This is a genomic window from Lentzea pudingi, assembly GCF_014646255.1.
Classification (GTDB): domain Bacteria; phylum Actinomycetota; class Actinomycetes; order Mycobacteriales; family Pseudonocardiaceae; genus Lentzea; species Lentzea pudingi.
In genome coordinates this window covers 106,276-125,109 of the sequence record NZ_BMNC01000009.1, presented here as the reverse complement: position 1 = coordinate 125,109, position 18,834 = coordinate 106,276, and the positions used below count along the sequence as shown (strand labels likewise).

Genomic DNA, 18,834 nt, shown 5'->3' with positions numbered 1-18,834 from the left:
CGGTCGGCTCGCGGCCCGGAATTGTCGGTGTCGTCTGGGAGAATAGAACCAGGGGACCCCTCCGGAGGGGACCCTTGCGCGAGCGTGCCTCATCGCGGCACCGCCGCGATGGCCAGCAGGGCCGCGGCGAACCGGCTGCCGGGTGCCTGGGCTGCGACCGCGTGGGCGTCGGCGATGGTGTCCACGTCGGACAGGGCCGGCAGGGTCCGCACTCGCAACCCGGGCAGGGTCTCCGGCGTCCCTCCGTTGTCCGGCAGCGAGTTCGCCCGCGATCGGGTCAACGCCTCCAGCGTCCGAGCCCCCGTGTCGGCTCGCGACATCGGCACGTCCCGCAGCACGTGAGCACGCAGCGGGTCGCGCAGCCCGAGCGCCCACCACCCGCCGTCCAGCGCGAGCCCGAGCGCCGCCTCCTCGAACTCGGCGCACGACGCCAGCAGCGCCGGCGTCACCTGAGGCGTGTCCATCCCGATCTGCAGCACCGGCATCCGGAACCGCGCCACGTCGGCGTGCGCGCACACCAGCCGTTCGGCGAACGAGTCGCCGCGCTGAGGGATCACCACGCACTCCGCCAGCGCGTCCCGCACGTCCTCGCGCCGCACCACCCCGGCCAGCGCCACCACCGGCACGGCGCCGGGTGTCTCCAGCGCGGCCTCTACGGTGTCGAGCAACGAGGCCGCCGCCACGTCCGCCGCCTCCTCCAGCGACAGCGGCGGGCACAGGCGCGTCTTCACCTGACCCGGTATCGGCGACTTCGCCATGACCAGCAGGCAGAACCTCATCGCAGCACCCCCGCCATGTCCCGCGCCGCCCGCAGCGTGCCGCGCACCGAACCCGAGACCTTCGACTTCGTGCCGGCGGCACGGGGTCGATACGCCACGTCGACCTCGCGCACCCGCCAGCCCGCTTCCGACGCACGCACGAGGAGTTCCAGCGGGTAGCCGAACGCCCGGTCCCGCACGTCCAGCGCCAGCAACGCCTCCCGCCGGCACACCCGCAGCGGCGCGATGTCGTGCACGGCCAAACCCCTGCGCCGCAACAGAGATGCGATCACGGCGTTGGCCGCCCGCGCGTGCCACGGCCACACGCCGGTGCCGACCGGCCTCCGCCGGCCCACCACCAGGTCCGCGTCGGCGAGCAACGCGGCCATCGCGGGCAGTTCGGCCAGGTCCAGCGAGCCGTCCGCGTCGGCGAACGCCACCACGCGAGAGGTGGCCGTGAGCAGACCGGTGTGCACGGCGGCGCCGTAACCGCGCCGGGGCTCGTGCACGACGACCGCGCCGAGCGAGGCGGCGACCTCGGGCGAGCCGTCAGAAGACCCGTTGTCCACGACGATCGCGCGGTGTCCGGGAGGCAGGGAGGCGAGGACCGCGGGCAGTGCGGCGGCCTCGTCCAGGCAGGGCAACACGACATCCATGCGTCCACCCTGGACCATCGGAAAGTGTTGTGGTGCTTACGGAATTGTGACGCACGAAAGAGTTCTTACGGTTGTCTTGCGCGGCCCGCGAGCACCCGTCCGACCCCCTAGGTTGGGCGCGGTGCGTCTAGTCATCGCAGGGCTGCTCGTCGCTGCCGCCGTCATCACCGGGGTCTTCCTCAACATCAACGAACCCGGACTTCTCTTCGCCGCCGCCGCGCCGCTCTTCGGTAACTGGCAACCGCATCTGGGTCTCGGCACACCGGCCGCGGTCCTGATCGCGTTCCTCGTGGTGGCCAAGGGGCCGGAACTGGCGAGCCACCGGTTCGCGCTGCCGATCGCCTACGTGACGGCGACGGCGTGGACGTTCTCGCTCGCCATGATCGACGGCTGGGACCGGTTCGTCACCAGGCTGACCACCGAGGACGAGTACCTGCACGAGGTCCCGGGCGTCACCGACATCCCGGCGATGCTGCGCGGGTTCGCCGCCCGCATCCCGGACTTCCAGCCCGACTCGTGGACCACGCACGTCTCGGGGCATCCGCCGGGCGCGTTGCTCACGTTCGTCGCTCTCGACCGCGTCGGGCTCGGCGGGGGAGCGGCGGCGTCGATCTTCTGCGTCCTCGTCGGATCGCTTGCGGTGGTGGCGATCCCGAAGGCTGTCGGCGACAACGCCGTGCTGCCGTTCGTCGTGCTGTTCCCCGGAGCGGTCTGGGTGGGCGCTTCGGCGGACGGCATGTTCATGGGCGTGGCCGCCGTCGGCGTCTACCTGCTCACCAGGAAACCCCTGCTGGGCGGCATCGTGCTGGGCTGGTGCCTGTTCCTGTCCTACGGGCTGGTCCTGCTGGCGCCACTCGCGATCGTCGCCGTCGGCAGGAGGATCGGCTGGGCCGTCGCGGGCGCGCTCGCGGTCGTGGTGGCGTTCGCGGTCAGCGGGTTCTGGTGGCTCGACGGCTACGAGCTCGTGAAACTCCGCTACTACCAGGGCATCGGCGACACCCGGCCGTACTGGTACTGGGCCTGGGCGAACCTCGCGGCGCTGGCGCTGGTCATCGGCCCGGCGGGTATCAAGGGGCTGCGCGGGGACAAGTGGGTCCTCGCGGCCGGCATCGCGATCCTGGCCGCGGACCTGTCCGGCCTCAGCAAAGCGGAGACCGAACGGATCTGGCTGCCGTTCGCGATCTGGCTCCTCGCTGGAACAGCGAGACTGGACAGGCGGTGGCTCACCGCCCAGGCCGTCACAGCCCTGGCGGTGAACCACCTGGTGCTCACGAACTGGTGACCGGCTCCCGCTGCGAGGCGGAAGCGAACTCCCGCACCCCCTCCGCGAACCCCACCCGGGCCTCGAAACCCAGTACTTCCAAGGCTTTCGCGGGCGACGCCACGACATGCCGGACGTCGCCGGGCCGCGCCCCGCCCACGATCTCGGGAGCCGGTCCGCCGCACGCGTCGGCGAGGGCGAACGCCAGGTCGCCGATCGTGTGCGGGGTGCCGGAACAGACGTTCACGGCCTCGAAACCGGGGCGCGGGGACGACAACGCCAGCACGTTCGCCCGCGCCACGTCCGTGACGTGCACGAAGTCACGGCGCTGCCGGCCGTCCTCCATCACCCTGGGCGCGACACCGTTCTGGAGCGCGGACCGGAAGATCGACGCCACCCCGGCGTACGGGGTGTCCCGGGGCATCCGCGGGCCGTAGACGTTGTGGTACCGCAACGCCCACACGCTGCCACCGGTCTGCCGCGCCCACGCCGCTGCGAGGTGCTCCTGCGCCAGCTTCGTGGCCGCGTAGGTGCTGCGCGGCTCCAGCGGGGCGTCCTCGGGCACCAGTTCGGACACCACGAAGTCACCGCAGAAGCACCGCGGCTCGTACACACCGCGCTCGACGTCGGCGGCGGTTCGTTCCGCCCGCACGATCCCGTGCGAGAGGCACCGATAGCGCCCCTCGCCGTACACGACCATCGACGATGCCAGCACCAGCCGTGACACCCCGGCCCGATGCATCTCGGCCAGCAGCACCGCCGTGCCCAGGTCGTTGTGCCGCGCGTAGGACGGCGCGTCGAACGGATCGACACCGTGCCCGACCATCGCCGCCTGGTGGCACACCGCGTCCACTGTGGACAACAGGGGCCGCAACGCGCCGGCGTCGGTCACGTCGCCGACCACGAGTTCGTGCTCCAGCAACGGAACTGTGCCGTGCGCCTCGGGCAGCAACGCGTCGAGCACCACGCATTCGTGGCCCTGGGAGGTCAGCTCGTCCGCGACGTGCGACCCGATGAACCCGGCCCCGCCGGTGATCAGTACTCGCATGAACCGACCGTAGGGCCGGGCACGGCGGGTGGCGCGGCCGGACGACTAGCCGTGAGAACTCCGTAAGACCATCTCCACGACGAAACGGGAGCCGTGCGGGAACCTGTCCTCCACCCAGACCCTGCCGCCCAGCCGGTGCACGTGCTCGCGGACCAGCGCGAGCCCCAGGCCGCTGCCCGTGCCGTCGCCCCCGCCGCCGCGCGCGAACCGTTCGAAGATCTCCTCCCGCATCCGTCCCGGCACCCCGGGCCCGGCGTCCTCCACCTCCAGCCGCACCCGCGAGCCGGTGACCCGCACGGACACCAGCACCGCGCCGCCCGCGTGCCGCTCGGCGTTGTCCAGCAGGTTCGTCAGCACGCGGTCCAGCCGGCGCCGGTCGCCCAGCACGACGACGGACTGCAGTTCCAACCGCACCGGTGCTCGCGTCGCGACCACGTTGCGCACCACCGCGTCCAGCGCGATCTCCTCCGGCACCGGATCGTCGGTCTGGTCCGCCCGGGAGATCTCCAGCAGGTCGACGACCATCCGCGCGAACCGGTCGACCTCCGAGGTCAGCAGTTCCAGCGCCGTGCCCGCCGTGCCGGGCAGGTCCTCACGACGACGGCGCAGCACCGCGCCCGCGTTCACCATCGTCGTCAGCGGCGACCGCAGCTCGTGCGACACGTCCGAGGCGAACCGGGCGTCCCGCAACGCCCTGCGTTCCAGCGCCTGCGCCGTCGAGTTGAACTTCGCCGCCAGCGCCGCGAGATCGGGGTCGGCCTGGACGGGCAGCCGGGCGTGGAGATCACCGCCCGCGATCCTGCCGGCCGCGCAGTTCAGCTCCGTCAGCGGTTTCAGCGCCCGCTTCGAGGCCCACGACCCCAGCACCGCTCCGAGCAGCGCCGAACCGATCGTGCCCGCGACCAGAACCGCTGCCAGGAACGCGAACGTCCGCTCGAGCTGCTGCAACCCGAACAGCTCGACGTAGACGGCCCCGTCCGCCAGCGGACGGGAGACGACGAGCATCGGCAGGCCGTCGACGGTGATCCGCGCGGTGGCGGGCGAGTGCTCGACCAGCCCGGTGGGCAACCGCGCCGGGTCGATCTTCCTGCCCGCCGTCCGCGGCCCCGCCGGGCCCAGCACGAGGATCGCCCCGTCCGGTCCGGTGAGCAGGGCGTCGAGGCCAGGGGAACGCTCGACCAGCCGCGCGTTGACCTCGGCCTGCCGGGTGGCGCTCGCCTCCCGTTGCCGCAGCATGGAGCCGGAGGCGAGGTTCCAGGTGGCGAACGCCAGCACGCTCGTGACGACCAGCAGGCCGAAGCCGAACGAGAGGGTGACCCGGCACCGCAGCGTGAGCCTCACGAGCGGATCCGATATCCGGTGCCGCGCACGGTGAGAACCACTTCCGGATCGTCCGGATTCGCCTCGATCTTCCGGCGGAGTCTCCTTATGTGCACGTCGAGCAGCCGGGTGTCACCGAAGTAGTCATATCCCCAAACCTTTTGCAGCAACTGTTCCCTGGTGACGATTCGGCCGCCCGCACCAGCGAGTTCCAGCAACAGCCGGAATTCGGTCCTGGTGAGGTGAACGCGTTCCCCCGCCCGGTGCACGAGCCCTTCCTGCGGACGGATTTCCAGTTCTCCGATCCGAACGGCTTCACGACCCGGCCCGCGCCTGCGCAACAACGCGCGGATGCGTGCGGCGAGAACGCTCGCCATCAACGGTTTCGTGACGTAGTCGTCCGCTCCCGCCTCCAGCCCGGCGATCGTGTCGCAGGCGTCGGCGCGCGCCGACACCACGATTATCGGCAGGTCACCGCGGGATCGGAGGGTCCGCACGACCTCCAGGCCGTCCACGCCGGGAAGCGTGAGGTCGACCAGCACCACGTCGAACGACTCCGTCTCCAAACGGTGCAACGCCTCTTCACCCGAACCCGCCTCGTCCACCGGAAAACCCTCGTCGGACAAGGCGAGGCTCAACGCCTGCCGGATTCGCTCGTCGTCTTCGACCAGCAGGACCCGTACGCACACAACGACTCCACTGTGTGAGAGCCGCGGCGACGGCTCTCACACAGTGGAGTGAAAGTCGATCAAAAGCAAGATTGTTTCGGTCTAAAATCCGGTCAGCGTGATCTTTGCCGAACGCGGGTTCGGTTCGTGGACAAGTGACTCGAAGCCGCCGACGTCGTCGAAGGCGAACCCGTAGGCGCGTCCGTCGACCATGTTGGCGTGCACGATCCTCGAGAAGTGGTTCGTGGTCGCGCGCGTGTAGAACTGGCTCGCGTCGTACGTCGGCTGCGTGTGGATGAAGCCGAGCGTCGACCGGTTGAGCGCCGCGCACAGCGACCGCGAGATCGCGCCGAGCTCGTTGTTCGGCGCCGCGAGCCTGCCGTCGCAGTTCAGCACGTCCCGCGTGGACGGCTGCTGGAACTCCGCGACCTGCTGGCCCGAGGTGTTCGTGAACCGCATGACCCCACCGCTGACGCGGCCGGTGAACCGGCGGTTCGGCTCGTTCTGGAACGGGACCACCGTCAGCGGCGTGCTCTGGTACGTCGACCAGACGCTGTTGACGTAGCTCTGGAAGTACGAGCCGGAGAACAGGCCCGCGTCGAGCCCCTTGCTCGGGTTCAGCACGCGCAACCGGGTGCCGTCGGACCGGCTGTACGCGAGCCTCGCCCAGTCACCGCCCATCTGCTGGTGCTGGTCGAAGATCCGGTTGCGCCCGTTCGCGACCAGCTGGCCCGTCTTCTTCGTCACGCCGCCCTGCGACGTCGCCTCGACCGCGTGCGGGACCGCGAACATGTCCACCTGGGAGCTGTTGAGCCACAGACCGCCGCCGTCGTAGCTGAACTCGCTCCAGTCGAACAGGATGTCGCGGTTCGGGTCGCCGCCCGCCCACGGAGCCGGCTGCACCAGGCCGTTCGGGACGAGGCTGAACTTCAGCTTGTCCCGGAAGGCCATGTAGATCCGGCCGCCCGCGAAGTTGAGCGGGATGTTCACGGTCCTGCTGGCGCCGTTGCCGGGGCCGGGGATGGAGAAGTCCGGCGCCGGAACCGGTGGGATCGCCCCGCCCGACCACGGCGTGAACTGGCCGTTGCCGTTCAGGTAGCCGAGCCGGCCGTTCATGATCCCGGTGATGTAGAGGTGGACCGCGTCGCCGCGGCCGGAGTTGTTCGTGACGGTGAGCGGGAGCTGGCTCGGGGGAGCCGCTTGAGCAGGTGCGGACATCGTTGTCAGCCCTAACAGGGCCGATGTCGCGAGCAGCAGGAGCTTGCGCATCGACTATCTCCTCACTGGGACAGGGTCGTGAGAGCGCTCTCATGGTCGGCGCGATCGGGTTGATGTGTCAAGAATGGTTCTCATGCGCGCACTGACGGTGGATCTTGCCCGGGCCGGCTCCCTGGCGTTGACCGAACTGCCCGACCCGGTCCCCGGTCCGGAGGACCTGCTGGTCGAGGGGATGGCGATCGGCATCTGCGGGACGGACCGCGAGATCGTCCGCGGTGAGTTCGGCGTCGGCGGAACCCTGGTGATCGGCCACGAGTCACTGGGCCGGGTGATCAGCGGGCCGGGGTTCGCGCCGGGGTCGTTGGTCGCCGGGGTGGTCCGCAGGCCCGACCCGGTGCCGTGCGTGGCGTGCGCGAGCGGCGAGTTCGACAACTGCCGGAACGGGCGGTACACCGAGCGCGGCATCACCGGCCTCGACGGCTACGGCTCGACCCTGTGGACGGTGCCCGCCGCTTATGCCGTGCAGGTCGGTTCCGCGACGGGTGTGCTGGTCGAGCCCACGTCCGTGGTCGTGAAGGCGTGGGAGCGGCTCGACCGGCTGGCGCTGTACCCGTTCGAGAGCGTGCTGGTGACCGGCGCCGGCCCGATCGGGCTGCTGGCGGCGTTGATCGGCGTGCAGCGCGGACTCGACGTGCACGTGTTCGACCTGGCGTCGTCCGGCCCGAAGCCCGACCTGGTCGAGTCGCTGGGCGCCACCTACCACCGGACGTTGCCCGACTGCCCGGTCGTGATCGAGGCGACCGGGGCACCGTCGCTGGTGGCGCGCCTGCTCGGCCGCGACCTGGTGTGCCTGACCGGCGTGCCGTCCACCGAGGTGCTGCCGGCCGACATCGGACAGATCAACCGCGATCTGGTGCTGCGCAACGGGATCGTGTTCGGGACGGTCAACTCCGGCTTGCGGCACTACCGCGAGGCCTCCGCGGTGCTGGACCGCGCGGACGACGCGTGGCTGTCCGCGATGATCACTCGGCGGGTGCCGCTCGAGGACTTCGCCTCGGCGTTCGAGCACCGTCCCGATGACGTGAAGGTGGTGCTAGAGCTGTGATCGCGGCTGTCGCGACTATGCCTGAGGCGAGCAGCAGGGCTTGGTCGTAGCCGTGGTGCAGCAACGGGGTTGCTACGAGCGGGCCGATGATCTGGCCCGCCGAGTAGCCGGCGGTGAGGATGGCGGCCGCGTTGGGGAAGCCTTCGCCCAGTTTGAGGGCTGTGGCCGCGATGCCGATGAACGTGCCGCCGAACAGGATCGTCGCGATCAGTGCGGATCCGTCGATCAGGGCTGGCAGGGCTATGCCGATGGCTTGGATCGCGAGTGCCGCCGGGAGGGCGTGGCGGTGGGGTCGGATCACGATGGGGGAGAGGGCGGCGGAGAGGCCGACGAGGATCCACGCGCTGCTGCCGAGGGGGCCGCTGATGGCGGCCACGAGGAAGGTGCCGGCGATGATGTAGCCGACGCCTTCGAGGGTGTAGGCGGTGAAGAGGACGGCGAACGCTCGGTGGGAGTGGGTGGGCGCGGGGCCTTGGGATCGGGCGAACGCGCGCTGGTCTGACAGTTCCGGCGGGTTCAGTTCCAGCCTCCACGCCCCCGCCGCCAGCAGCGCGGAGCACACCGCCGCCGCCCACCACGCCGCCTGCCACTGCCCCCACCCCAGCACCAGCAGCCCGGACAGCGCGATCCCCACCCCGACGCCGCTCATGCCCCACCTGGGCCGGGCGTTCACCGCCGCCACGAACACCAGCGCGCTCGCCACCCCGGCGACCAGTCGCAGCACGAACCACGCCGCCATCCCGTGCGTCAAAGGCATCCCCGCGAGCGTCGCCACGAGCAGCACGAGCGCCACACGGTTCACCACCCGTGACGGCGCCCGCACGACCGTGATGAGTGCGCCGACGAAGTAGCCCAGGTAGTTGGCGGTGGCCAACCCGGCGGCAGAGGTGGCGGACAGGCCCGCCTGCGCGGTCATCAGCGGCAGGATCGGGGTGTAGACGAACCGTCCGATGCCCATGGCTGCCGCCAGCGCCGCCGCGGCCCGGACGGTCACAGCCTGCCGGGGTCGTTCGGGTGGGGCTGCACGGCGGTGACCTCGAACTTCATCCACGGGCTCAGTGGGAGCGTGCCGAGCACACGCAACTGGAGGTCGGCCTCGTCGTCGGCGCGCCACAGGCCGATGCTGCGCATCTCGCCGATGGGGCGCCATAGGCGGACGAGGTTGCCGGAGGTGGTGAGTTCTTTGGCTCGCACGGCTTCCGCGGCGCGGCGCGAGTCCACTTCGGACTGGGGTGTGCCGTCGGGGATCGTGGTGGTGATCTCGACGATGAACTCTCTCATGGGCCCATCGTGCGATCAGCGAGCGACGGGCGCCACGACCGGCTTTCTTCTGCGTGGGAGCCTGAGCCTCCTAGGATGCGGGGCGTGGAACTGCGTCAACTCCGGTACTTCCTCGCGGTCGCCAAGGATTTTTTGATGCACACTTGCCCACATGGCTAAGACACCGCGCAGGGAGATGGGCCGGACGCTGATCGACACGGCCCCTGACCAGCTAGTTTGGGTTCTGTCGGCCCGTGAGTCGAGGACTGAGGCCGACCGTCCGGCCGATGAGGGCAAGGTCGATCACCAGTTGAGTGACCTCCGTAAGTTCGTCGGTGGTATCGGGGGGCGGGTCGCGAAAGAAGTCCCAGAGGCCAATGTGTCCTCATTCAAACGCAAGCGCGTTCTATTGCCGGATGGCACGTACGGATTTCGAGTGGTGCGGCCTGACTGGGAGTCGATTCTCACGTCATTGAGGCGTGGTGAGGCCAACGCGTTGGCGTGTGTGGACCTGGACCGTGCGACGCGTGACCCGCGTCTGTTGGAAGACGTTATCGACGCGGTCGAGTTGTACGGCATTTACGTCGTGTCGATGACAGGGAACATCGACCTTTCGACCGACCACGGTATCTCTGCCGCGCGTAGCACCGTGAATCAGCGCAATGATGAGTCGCGCAATACCTCGCGCCGTGTGGCCGTCGGCAAGCGTAAGGCAGCCGCTAAGGGAAAGAATCACGGCGGCCCGAACCGCTCTTATGGGTGGCGCAAGGATCGGGTGACGTTGCACAAGCGGGAATCGGCTCACATCCTTGCTGCCCTGCCTCGGATCATCGCTGGCGCGCTGACGCCGTTGGCGCTGGCGAACGAATGGAACGACCGCAAGATCCCGACCGTGAAGGGTGGGGCGTGGCGTGCCGCGACTATCCGGAACATGTTCCTTCGTCCGCGCATGTGCGGCAAAGTCGTCTATCGCGAAGAAATCCTCATGGACGAGAACAACGAACCGGTGCGCGGTCAATGGCAGCCGATGATGACCGACAGTCAGTGGGACGCGGTGGTAGCGCAATGGACACCGGTCAAGTCTGATAAGAGCGACCGTGGACGTCTGGGTTCGCGGGGGACCGGTTTCCGTACTAACAGCCTGCTGTCCCCGTTCGTGCGGTGCGGGAAATGCAAGGCGCGGATGACCGGTTCTCGCCGACCCAACCGCCGGGGCGAAATGGAAAAGATGTACCTGTGCCCGTCGAAAGGGCAAGGCGGGTGCGGTGGAGTGACCAGGCTGGCCGCACCGGTGGATGAGTACATCACGGCACTGGTGATCGCTGACCAGGAACGTATGGCGTCGCACAAGGTTGAGGATCTGCCGCCGTGGCCGCGTGAGAAAGAGCTGGACGAACTCGAAAAGCGGATCAACGAATCCACACGCCGTTACGAAGCGGGCGAATACAGCGCTGAGCGCTACTTTCCCAGCCTCGCGCGGATGGAGAGTGAACTGTCGGTGCTGCGCCGTGAGCACCGCGACTACGAGACGCAACGCGAGGGAATCAAGACCGTGGTCGCGAACCTGGCGCAAGAATGGGAGAAGCCCGGTTTCTCGATGGAGCAGCGTCAAGCCGCTATCGCCCGCAGTCTCACCGCCGTAATCATCGCCCCTGTGGGCAAAGGGGTGAGGTTCAAGCCGGACCAGATCACGCCGGTATGGCGGGAGACCCGCTAACGCGGTATCCGGATACGCGAGAGGGCGGCAGGGGAATTCCCTGCCGCCCTCTCGTTATTTAGTTGGTGCTCACTGTCTAGTCGGGAAGTGTGAACCCGTAGACCGCCGCGACCGACCGTGCCCATTCCGGGGTGCGTTCGGGTGCGTTCGCCAGTTGTTGCTGTGCCCATTCCCGAGGTGTCGGGATTCTGACCTGGTCATGCTCGTTCTCCTCGATGTCGTGCTGGTTGGGCGTGGCGTTGTCGTCTGTTCCGGGTTCACCTCCCTGTTGAGTTGTCTCGTGTGTGTCGCTCATCGGTGTTGTGTCACCTCCTTTCCTGTGATGTCACTTGTTCCGGGGTGCGTGTCGCGGTCATCCGAACAGCCCGGACAGAGCGGTGATCCCAGAAATAATCAGCGCATTCACGGCGCGGCCGATATGCCCGGCAAGTCCGGTCGGCGCGAGGCTCACGCCGAACGCGATTCCCAGCAGCACCCCGAAAATCTTTTGCTTCCCGTGCTTGACGGCGTAGAAGAGCACCAACGCCAAGATCAGCGGCACGGCCACGGTCACGGTCTGAGTGGTAGTCATGTGTTCACCCCCTCTCCGCGCGGCTGAGAGCGTCACTGACGGCCTGGCGGTGGTAGCCCTGCCGGTTTGCGCCCGTCCTGCCGTATCTGGGCCGGAGAGAGCCCCAGAGGCCGCAACGCGTCCGCCAGGTCTTCCGGTGCCCACTGCGCGTAGCGGTCGTGGCGGTTGGCCAGCCTGGCGAGCAGGTCCACCGTCCACAGTCGTTCGTCGTCGCCGAACGCGGCCAGCACGTCCCCGATGGCCATCCGGTCCAGCACCGCAGGCTCACCGCTACGCGGGGACGGCAGGGCGAGCACCGCGCGGTGACGGCCGCTGCCCTTACCCGCCGTGGTGCCGGATTCATTGCTGTGACGGCGTTTGCGGGCTGCCTCGATCGAGACCGCGTCCACCCGGGGGCGGTGCGGTGCGCGGTCCCGTGCCCGGTTGGCCGTGTCCTCGTCCGACACCGGCCGGAACTTCGACAGAACCGGGTCCCGGTAGTGCGGGGCGTAGACGTAGGCCTTGCCCGCGTCCTCGGGGCTGTCTGCGGATGCCGGGTTCAACCGGTCCGGCCGCCACCCCTCCCCGAGCATCGACGGACCCAGCACCAGCCGGACGTCCGCGTGTCGGCACGCGTGCAGGATCTTGAGCGCCGTGGTGTCGGCGATCGCGTCCCCGAGCGTGTCCGACGTCGCCTCAGTCGAGGCGAGCAACAGCGACACCCGCGCCTTGCGTCCGATGCGGAGGATGTCCACCGCCATGTCCTTGGCAGCGTTGGACAATCGCGGGTACTCGTCCACGAACACGATGACCGCCGGGTGCTCGGGTGAGGGCACCCACTCACGGCCTGGCATTCCCATGTCCCGCAACAGATGCGGGCGCACTTCCGCCAGCGCGAGAGCGTCCGCTAGGGCGTCCTCGATGCCCGCGCGGGTGCGCTCGCTGCGCTCGATCGAGTCGGCCAGCACGTCCAAGCCCGTGCCTGCCGGATCGAGGTCCCACACGACCGCGTCCGCGCAGTCGGTGACCGCGTCGGCCAGCGTGCACAGGGTCGATGACTTGCCCGAACCGGTGTCACCGATCACGACCCCGTGCACCCCGAGCAACCCGAGCGCCAAGGGCTCACCGGTGATCACCGAACCCACCTGCAACCGGTCGGTGATCGACCGTGAGACCAGCGGACGCACCGCGTGTGCCGACGCGGCCTGAAGACCGGTGAACGGGTCCCGTTCGGCCAGCCTCAGGACCACCCGGGCACGCCGTGAGCGGTCCGGTGAGGCCATGGCCCCGCCCGCAGGCAGGTCCAGGGTGGTCTCCAGTGCGGCCAGTTTGTCGACCACCTGACTCGGGGTGCCCCGACGCAAGATCACCGGGACTTCCCAACCCCATCCCTGACGCACCGCTTCCCCGACAAGACGAAGATCCACACCCTCTGTCTTCAGAGCGCGTGACACCGCGTCCGCCGCTTCCGCACGGGTGTGCGCGTCGGCGATCGGAAACGGCTCGTCCGGGCCACTGTGGACGATCTCCAAACCTAGATCATCATCCCCGGCCGGCCGGGGCCTCACACCCCGTCCTACCAGCGCAAACACACCAAACACGGTCCCAGCCGCGGTGAGGTTCCCGATCTTGTCCGCGACACCGGCCACGACCAGCGCCACGACCACGGCGACGATCACCACGAGCACCGAGCGCACGGCGGCCATGCGCGCCCACTCCTCCCGCAACCGCTTCGCGGTCCCGTGCCGCTGGTCGTCGTCCATCTGCTTGACCAGACCCGCGTACGAGGCGTGCCCAGAGGCCCACCGCACGGTGCGCGACAGCACCCACCAGGCACCCACGAACGCGTAGACCGTGGCTCGCCAGATCCAGCGGGGAGCACGCCGGGCCAGCCAGCACACGCCCTGCCAGAGGACGCCGGGCGCGCGGTAGCGGACCCATCCGGCCGCGTCCCGCACGGGCGGTCCGGCAACCCGCCAGACCGCCCACGCGGCCTGGCGCACCCATCCCGCCAGTACGGGCCAGACACGCCAATCCCTAACGCTGCCAACGATTTTCCGCACCTTGGCCGATGCGGTGAGGTAGGCGGGCGAGCACAGGACGCGCTCGATCCACCATGCCGCCACCGCGTCGACCACGGCACCGATGGAGCTCAGCCACCCGAGCAGGGTGACGCGTACCCGCGCCACCGCTGCCCGCGTCACACCACGAACGCTCATCGGCCACCGTCCGCGCGGGTCGGCACCTCGGGCATTCGCTGTGTCGGCACCCAGCTGGTGGAGATCAACTCCTGGGTGTCGAGCCATGCCGCCCGCACCGCGTCCCGAGACTGTTCCTCGGGCGAATCGGCCGACAACGTTCCGCGTGCGTCCATGAACACCCGCGCCAATTCGTTCTCACTGATGTACTGCGTAGCCACCGCCAGCACCGCCGCTGCCTCTTTGGCGATCTGCCGGTAAATCCATCCGCCGTCACGCTCTGCCGCGATCTCGGGGAGTTCCTCACCCAGCCACGCCAGGTGAAACAAACGGTTCTGCATCTGTTCCGGAGTTTCGAACACGAGGTAAACCCAATCTCTTGAAAGGGACTCTCTGTGAGAGCCACGCTCCGCATTCGTGCGGGGCGATGACTTAAGTAAGCCGCCCGGCAAGAGAAACCTCTATGGCAGATTCCGCATACGTTATGCGCGATCAGGAATACCCGCAGGTCAGACGATCGCGCATCAAGATCGACATACAAAAGACGGGTAAATGAGGCCATATATGCCGGATCTGTATGTTGATCTCTGGCACCCCGGCTACACCCGCTCTGACCTGCGGAAACACCCCAGCCGGCCGGGGCTGGCGGGGGATCGCATTCTTTAAAGGGCATGCGCGGATGAGTTGTTCGTCCTGACGAGTGAGCGTCCACGCTCACGCCAGGTCCCCAAAGCGGCTGTGACCAGCGGATATGCGGATATCGGGTAGCGGCACCCGGGATCTGTCATAGACCCCGTCACCCGCCGGTGAGCTAATCGGCCTGGGTGGCTGCACACGTGACCACACAAACACACAGAGGCCTGATGAGATTGTGACCGGATGGCGATGATTGTGACAGCGATCCTCACCACACAGATAGGCCGCGTCGCGCGCGGAACTATCGAATGCATTCAACTCATAGAACAGATCCTCGACACCGAGCACGACCGGTGGGAAACACTTCTCGCAGTCGGTGACGTCGAGTTCTACACAGACGAATCGGGTCCCTACCCCAACCAGCAAATCAGAGTCAGCGTCTCGCCGAGAAACGGTGTCGCGGCACTGAGCTTCACCGACCACGACGACCCCAGTCGATCGATCGTCAATTCCTACAACGCACACGGTCATATCCCCGCCGTTGGCCTGGTCTTCAGCGGTGACACAGGGGCGATATTTCCTCGCTCCGCACTGATTCCCATTCCTCACGCCCGCGAAGCGTTGATGGAATGGCTGACGACTCGCACGCGTCCTACATCTATCGCATGGGTGCCGTATGACCAGTATTAGAGAAGCAGGTGAGGAAATGCATGTGGAGGTCTTTCGCCCGCAGGTGGTGCGATGGCGGTACATGTGGGAGGACGATCTCGCAAAATTCTTGAAGAAGTCCAAGATTCACCTGAGCGTCGATGATCTCAAGGTGGCTGCTGTTCACTTTGGACTTGACTTGTCCGAGCTGGTCGAAGTGCTCAGGGCCTCGTACAACGCATTGGACTTTCCTGCGGACTCCGAGACTTACATCGTCGGGAATGCAGTTCTGGCCTGGGAAGTCCAGCGCCTGAAAGGCGTGGCGGCATGTTGGCCCAGACCCCGGCGGGAGTGGAAAAGCGCAGGCAACGCTGGATCTTGGCGCACTCTGGAGCGCTCGCAAATAGGACTCGAACTCCGGGGAATCCGCGCCAACCTCACCCCGGAACGAGCGACCAGGATCGCGGTTGTTCGCGCTGAACGAGCGACGGCCCGCGCACAGGTTTATCTGAAGAATAACGACCGCGCACTAGCGGTTCAGCTCAGTGAGCGCGCAGAACTATGGATGGAAGTAGTGGCCCAGTGTTCGTCCTCATAGGAAGCTTCGCGCTAGCCGCAATCGCCATGGTTGTCTGGTTTCACTGGCCGACACTCGCCGATGCCGCCGAAATATGGTGGGCGAAGCTGGGACGAATCAAGCCGCGTCACATCGTCCGCGTGTTCTACCGAATCACTGTCACACATCGTGCTCGAAACAGAATGCTCGCACACGTACACGATGTCGCAACCGCGCTGAGGATCTCACCGGATGCCCTTGAATACGCCATTTACGACTACAACCGCTGCTTGGATCTAGGCCAGCAGGGACGTTACGTCGAAGGCTGGGACCTCCTTCACAAAACCGCACCCGACTACAGCGACGACGTGTTCTCTCTCGCTGTCTGTACCGCTCTGCTCCATAGAGGAATCCTTTGGGGATCTCTCGCCGGATCGCAATACGATCTACTACAGCAACTGTGCATGGATTTCGAAGCTGGCGGTGAACTTACGGCCTTCTTGAGCCGCGTAGACAGGCGCAATCCCTATCTCGACAAACTCCACAAGTGAACCAGCGGATCATCGAAAGGTATTCCTGACAGTGACAGACGTATCTGCTATCAAGGCAGACATCATGCGCCTGGGCCTCGAATGGGAGGGAATAGACCTACTGGCGACACTGCTAGAACGACACACAGAAGTCGGCGCGCTCTTGCAAGAACACGCCAGCAAATCAAACAACCCACTCGCGTCAGAAATGATGGCCGCATGGCATCAGATCAACGACGGGGGTTTACAGGTCACGCGTGACCTTATCGCGGCGGCGGGTGCAGTCGCAGTCGCTTGGGCTGAATCAATGTAAGTCCTGACTTAAAAGCCGCGAATAGCGGGCGCCGACTGATCTGTTCTTCAGATAATCCACTTCGTACGTGGACGCGCCAACTCCACGGGTAGCGCATCGAACTTAGTCAAATCGCTATTCTTCTGCTCGCTAGGAACATGCGTTAGCAGAAGTCTTCCCACATGACTTGAGACGGCTAGGTCATACGCCTGTTGTGCCGTGAGGTGATACTCGGATTCCTTCTCTGCCCCAGCTTCGCACAGAAGTAAATCAACTCCGGACGCGAGATCCGCCAAAGCCTCACACGGACCCGTGTCTCCTGAATAGGCGATCGATCCTTCGTTAGATTCGATTCGTGCGCCAAAAGTCAAAACAGAATGGCGAACTGCGTGACTAGTTACCTGGAGTTGACCAATGTCGACAACCATGCCGTCTGCGATGTAGCCGACTTCGAAGATTGACTTCGACAAACCACTCCCCTCATCTCCTGAAAGGAAGTAGTCGAGTCTTCTGTCCCAACCTTCCGGGCCATAGACGCGAATCTTCTTGGCGTCATCCGTATTCAACGCCCAATTTGCGACGGCTGGCATGTCCGCAAAATGGTCTGGATGTAGGTGCGAAATCCAAATTGCCGAAAGGTCATTGGGATTTATGCACTCAATTAGTTCACCAAAGACGCCTGATCCGCAGTCTAGTAGTAAGGTCGATCTCCCTGCTGAAATCAGGTAGCCTGAGCACGGTTCGTTACGGCGCGGAAATGGCGTGGCGCAGCCAAGAACCCTCAGATTCATCGATTCGCCTCAGGATCTGGTTTGGGAGCAGCGCTGTTGACGAATGTGGAAATATTGCTCAATAGCTCACCTGCTTGTTGCGATTGCCCGAAAGGCGAATCGGTCAGCGGCGATTGCAGTTCGCGCAGTCTTCGAACAGCGCCTTCGAGCCGATATCCGGGCGACAGTTCGAGAAGGGGAGCTACAGCGTCAACTGCGGCCTTGATATCGCCCTGATGTACATACGACGTTGCGATGTCAGCGCGTATGGTCGCAATGATGGCGAAGTTTTCTGGTGAATCTGATAGATAGCGATTCAGTGCCTGCGCCAGCTGTTCACTCGCCCGCGTGTATTCACCGGCCCAAAGGTAGGCCGTTCCAACGCATCTCAGGTGATTCGACTCCGTAAAGAGGATCATGCCCTGTTCGTCGTCAGTCTTTCCGTCGATCGGGTTCTCTTCCGAATTTCGCACGAGTGAATTTAGGCTTTCAATATCGCCCAAGCGTGCCAGTGCGCGGGCATGCATAGAAGTAGCTCGCAAAAATCCAGATTTGGTAACTGCTACTTTCAGTGCGCGCTCTGAAAAGGTTGCGGCCTTCGTCCAGTTGTTCGTCCAGAACGTGTTAGCAGATTGAAGACTAAGAACCCAAGAGTGAACCTCGGAAGAGTTTGAAGCAGCCGCAAACTGTCGGGCCAAGCGAAGGTGATCAGCCGCCGAATCATAGAGGCCGTAAAAGTCACTTGATGCACCCGCAAGGTAACCCAATGTGCGAGCACCAAAAGCATAGAGCAGTTGCTCCTGCCGGGGCAGGTGCTTTCGTTCGAGCAGAATGAAAATATCGTTCCGGAGTCGGCGACTTCTGTTGAACGTGTCGAGGGGATCTTTTGAGATGAAGTCTGAACTTAGCTTCCGAACTTCTTCTTCAATTTGTTCGAGAGTTTCAAAATGGAGTTCGGCCACGGTGTGCCTCAATCCGTAGTTGGCTGACTCTTGTGCAGCCAGCCTGACGAATTCGACGTCAGAGGATTCCCGGTATCCCTGTACCGCAAACTCGTACGCCGACTCAAGCCACTCGGATTGAACCCTGTCAACATTATTTTGGGGAATCTGTACTAGGTTAGACGCGATTTTGGATTCTTCGAATTTCTTCCGTACGGCGTCGGCCCGTTTTTCGCCAGGAAAGTCAAACCACAGTAGATTTTTAGGGATATGCAGTGCTTCCGCGTATTCACGAAGTGCTCGAAGAGTTTGTTCCGGCTTGACGGTCTCGATTCGACTGATTGCCGTCTGGCTCAATCCTAGCCATCGTCCGAATTCTTCTTGACTGAGCGGCCGACCCAAAAGTTTTAGAAAGCGGTTATGTCGTCGATAGGCTTTGAATACTTCGCCAATGTCGTTACTGTCAAAGGCCGCGCACATCTCGTCGGTAAGAAAGAACTCCATCGTCAAACCGGCGGGCGGCTTATCGAGTCCGCCAAAGTCGCGAAGACAGCGACCACACATCCGCGTCGTGTTATCTGTAGCCAATAGCGTGTCGCATCTTGTGCACCGACGCTCACGAGGAGTCGAGGCACCATGTCCGCGAGTCGGGTTCATGATAGGACGCTCACCTCATAAGCTTCAGTAGCGCTAACGGAACTT

The 18,834-nt window shown here is 65.5% G+C and carries 20 protein-coding genes; 6 read left to right on the top strand and 14 right to left on the bottom strand.

Annotation, left to right across the window (positions count from 1 at the left end; all coding sequences use genetic code 11):
- Nucleotides 1-89: 89 nt before the first annotated feature.
- Both IEY88_RS28495 and IEY88_RS28490 read right to left on the bottom strand, forming a co-directional pair.
- A complete protein-coding gene (locus IEY88_RS28495; RefSeq protein ID WP_189157954.1) occupies nucleotides 90-779 on the bottom strand; it encodes a TIGR04282 family arsenosugar biosynthesis glycosyltransferase in 690 nt (229 codons plus the stop codon).
- Nucleotides 776-1,414: a glycosyltransferase family 2 protein gene (locus tag IEY88_RS28490; RefSeq protein WP_189157953.1), complete on the bottom strand. Its 639-nt coding sequence runs from the start codon at nucleotides 1,412-1,414 to the stop codon at nucleotides 776-778. Before IEY88_RS28490 ends, IEY88_RS28495 begins: the two co-directional genes overlap by 4 nt.
- Before the next feature lie 121 nt (nucleotides 1,415-1,535).
- Here IEY88_RS28490 and IEY88_RS28485 point away from each other — a divergent pair, with 121 nt between their 5' ends.
- Nucleotides 1,536-2,696 carry a hypothetical protein gene (locus IEY88_RS28485; RefSeq protein ID WP_189157952.1) on the top strand — a complete coding sequence of 387 codons (1,161 nt, stop codon included), beginning with the start codon at nucleotides 1,536-1,538 and terminating at the stop codon, nucleotides 2,694-2,696.
- On the opposite strand, the gene IEY88_RS28480 is transcribed toward IEY88_RS28485, so the two are convergent.
- The 4 genes from IEY88_RS28480 to IEY88_RS28465 form a co-directional block, all read right to left on the bottom strand.
- On the bottom strand, nucleotides 2,683-3,723 hold the full coding sequence (locus tag IEY88_RS28480) for an NAD-dependent epimerase/dehydratase family protein (RefSeq protein WP_189157951.1): 1,041 nt from the start codon (nucleotides 3,721-3,723) through the stop codon (nucleotides 2,683-2,685). The genes IEY88_RS28485 and IEY88_RS28480 overlap by 14 nt on opposite strands.
- Before the next feature lie 45 nt (nucleotides 3,724-3,768).
- Nucleotides 3,769-5,064: a sensor histidine kinase gene (locus tag IEY88_RS28475; RefSeq protein ID WP_229693846.1), complete on the bottom strand. Its 1,296-nt coding sequence runs from the start codon at nucleotides 5,062-5,064 to the stop codon at nucleotides 3,769-3,771.
- Complete coding sequence (locus tag IEY88_RS28470; protein WP_189157950.1) at nucleotides 5,061-5,732, bottom strand: response regulator transcription factor; 672 nt, start codon at nucleotides 5,730-5,732, stop codon at nucleotides 5,061-5,063. Before IEY88_RS28470 ends, IEY88_RS28475 begins: the two co-directional genes overlap by 4 nt.
- Before the next feature lie 81 nt (nucleotides 5,733-5,813).
- The gene (locus IEY88_RS28465; RefSeq protein ID WP_189157949.1) at nucleotides 5,814-6,980 is read right to left on the bottom strand and encodes a beta-1,3-glucanase family protein; all 1,167 of its coding nucleotides are present in this window, start codon (nucleotides 6,978-6,980) and stop codon (nucleotides 5,814-5,816) included.
- Between the two features lie 82 nt (nucleotides 6,981-7,062).
- Here IEY88_RS28465 and IEY88_RS28460 point away from each other — a divergent pair, with 82 nt between their 5' ends.
- The gene (locus tag IEY88_RS28460; RefSeq protein WP_189157948.1) at nucleotides 7,063-8,034 is read left to right on the top strand and encodes an alcohol dehydrogenase catalytic domain-containing protein; all 972 of its coding nucleotides are present in this window, start codon (nucleotides 7,063-7,065) and stop codon (nucleotides 8,032-8,034) included.
- Here the strand turns inward: IEY88_RS28460 and IEY88_RS28455 are convergent.
- A complete protein-coding gene (locus IEY88_RS28455) occupies nucleotides 7,952-9,028 on the bottom strand; it encodes a YbfB/YjiJ family MFS transporter (protein ID WP_229693845.1) in 1,077 nt (358 codons plus the stop codon). The two genes, IEY88_RS28460 and IEY88_RS28455, sit on opposite strands and share 83 nt — an antisense overlap.
- Nucleotides 9,025-9,315, bottom strand: coding sequence for a muconolactone Delta-isomerase family protein (locus IEY88_RS28450; protein WP_189157947.1), 291 nt, complete (start codon nucleotides 9,313-9,315; stop codon nucleotides 9,025-9,027). Before IEY88_RS28450 ends, IEY88_RS28455 begins: the two co-directional genes overlap by 4 nt.
- Nucleotides 9,316-9,466: 151 nt before the next feature.
- On the opposite strand from IEY88_RS28450, the gene IEY88_RS28445 reads away from it, so the two are divergent.
- Nucleotides 9,467-11,011, top strand: a complete 1,545-nt coding sequence (locus IEY88_RS28445; protein WP_189157946.1) for a recombinase family protein — start codon at nucleotides 9,467-9,469, stop codon at nucleotides 11,009-11,011.
- A gap of 76 nt (nucleotides 11,012-11,087) precedes the next feature.
- On the opposite strand, the gene IEY88_RS28440 is transcribed toward IEY88_RS28445, so the two are convergent.
- The 4 genes from IEY88_RS28440 to IEY88_RS28425 are packed head-to-tail and all read right to left on the bottom strand — an operon-like array spanning nucleotide 11,088 to nucleotide 14,121.
- Nucleotides 11,088-11,306 carry a hypothetical protein gene (locus IEY88_RS28440; protein WP_189157945.1) on the bottom strand — a complete coding sequence of 73 codons (219 nt, stop codon included), beginning with the start codon at nucleotides 11,304-11,306 and terminating at the stop codon, nucleotides 11,088-11,090.
- A 57-nt stretch (nucleotides 11,307-11,363) separates the two neighbouring features.
- Nucleotides 11,364-11,564, bottom strand: a complete 201-nt coding sequence (locus tag IEY88_RS28435; protein WP_189157944.1) for a hypothetical protein — start codon at nucleotides 11,562-11,564, stop codon at nucleotides 11,364-11,366.
- 50 nt (nucleotides 11,565-11,614) lie between these two features.
- Nucleotides 11,615-13,780, bottom strand: coding sequence for a hypothetical protein (locus IEY88_RS28430; RefSeq protein WP_189157943.1), 2,166 nt, complete (start codon nucleotides 13,778-13,780; stop codon nucleotides 11,615-11,617).
- A complete protein-coding gene (locus IEY88_RS28425; protein ID WP_189157942.1) occupies nucleotides 13,777-14,121 on the bottom strand; it encodes a hypothetical protein in 345 nt (114 codons plus the stop codon). Before IEY88_RS28425 ends, IEY88_RS28430 begins: the two co-directional genes overlap by 4 nt.
- 517 nt (nucleotides 14,122-14,638) lie before the next feature.
- Between IEY88_RS28425 and IEY88_RS28420 the strand changes: the two genes are divergently transcribed.
- Genes IEY88_RS28420 through IEY88_RS28410 form a run of 3 tightly spaced genes read left to right on the top strand, consistent with a single transcriptional unit; the run spans nucleotide 14,639 to nucleotide 16,150 of the window.
- A complete protein-coding gene (locus IEY88_RS28420; RefSeq protein ID WP_189157941.1) occupies nucleotides 14,639-15,085 on the top strand; it encodes an Imm1 family immunity protein in 447 nt (148 codons plus the stop codon).
- A 16-nt stretch (nucleotides 15,086-15,101) separates the two neighbouring features.
- Nucleotides 15,102-15,641: a hypothetical protein gene (locus IEY88_RS28415; protein ID WP_189157940.1), complete on the top strand. Its 540-nt coding sequence runs from the start codon at nucleotides 15,102-15,104 to the stop codon at nucleotides 15,639-15,641.
- Entirely contained in the window at nucleotides 15,626-16,150 is a 525-nt protein-coding gene (locus IEY88_RS28410) for a hypothetical protein (protein WP_189157939.1), read from the top strand. Before IEY88_RS28415 ends, IEY88_RS28410 begins: the two co-directional genes overlap by 16 nt.
- 339 nt (nucleotides 16,151-16,489) lie before the next feature.
- Here IEY88_RS28410 and IEY88_RS28405 read toward each other — a convergent pair whose 3' ends face one another.
- Entirely contained in the window at nucleotides 16,490-17,212 is a 723-nt protein-coding gene (locus tag IEY88_RS28405) for an MBL fold metallo-hydrolase (RefSeq protein WP_189157938.1), read from the bottom strand.
- On the bottom strand, nucleotides 17,209-18,636 hold the full coding sequence (locus IEY88_RS28400) for a helix-turn-helix domain-containing protein (protein ID WP_189157937.1): 1,428 nt from the start codon (nucleotides 18,634-18,636) through the stop codon (nucleotides 17,209-17,211). The genes IEY88_RS28405 and IEY88_RS28400 overlap by 4 nt, the downstream gene beginning before the upstream one ends.
- Nucleotides 18,637-18,834 lie beyond the last annotated feature (198 nt).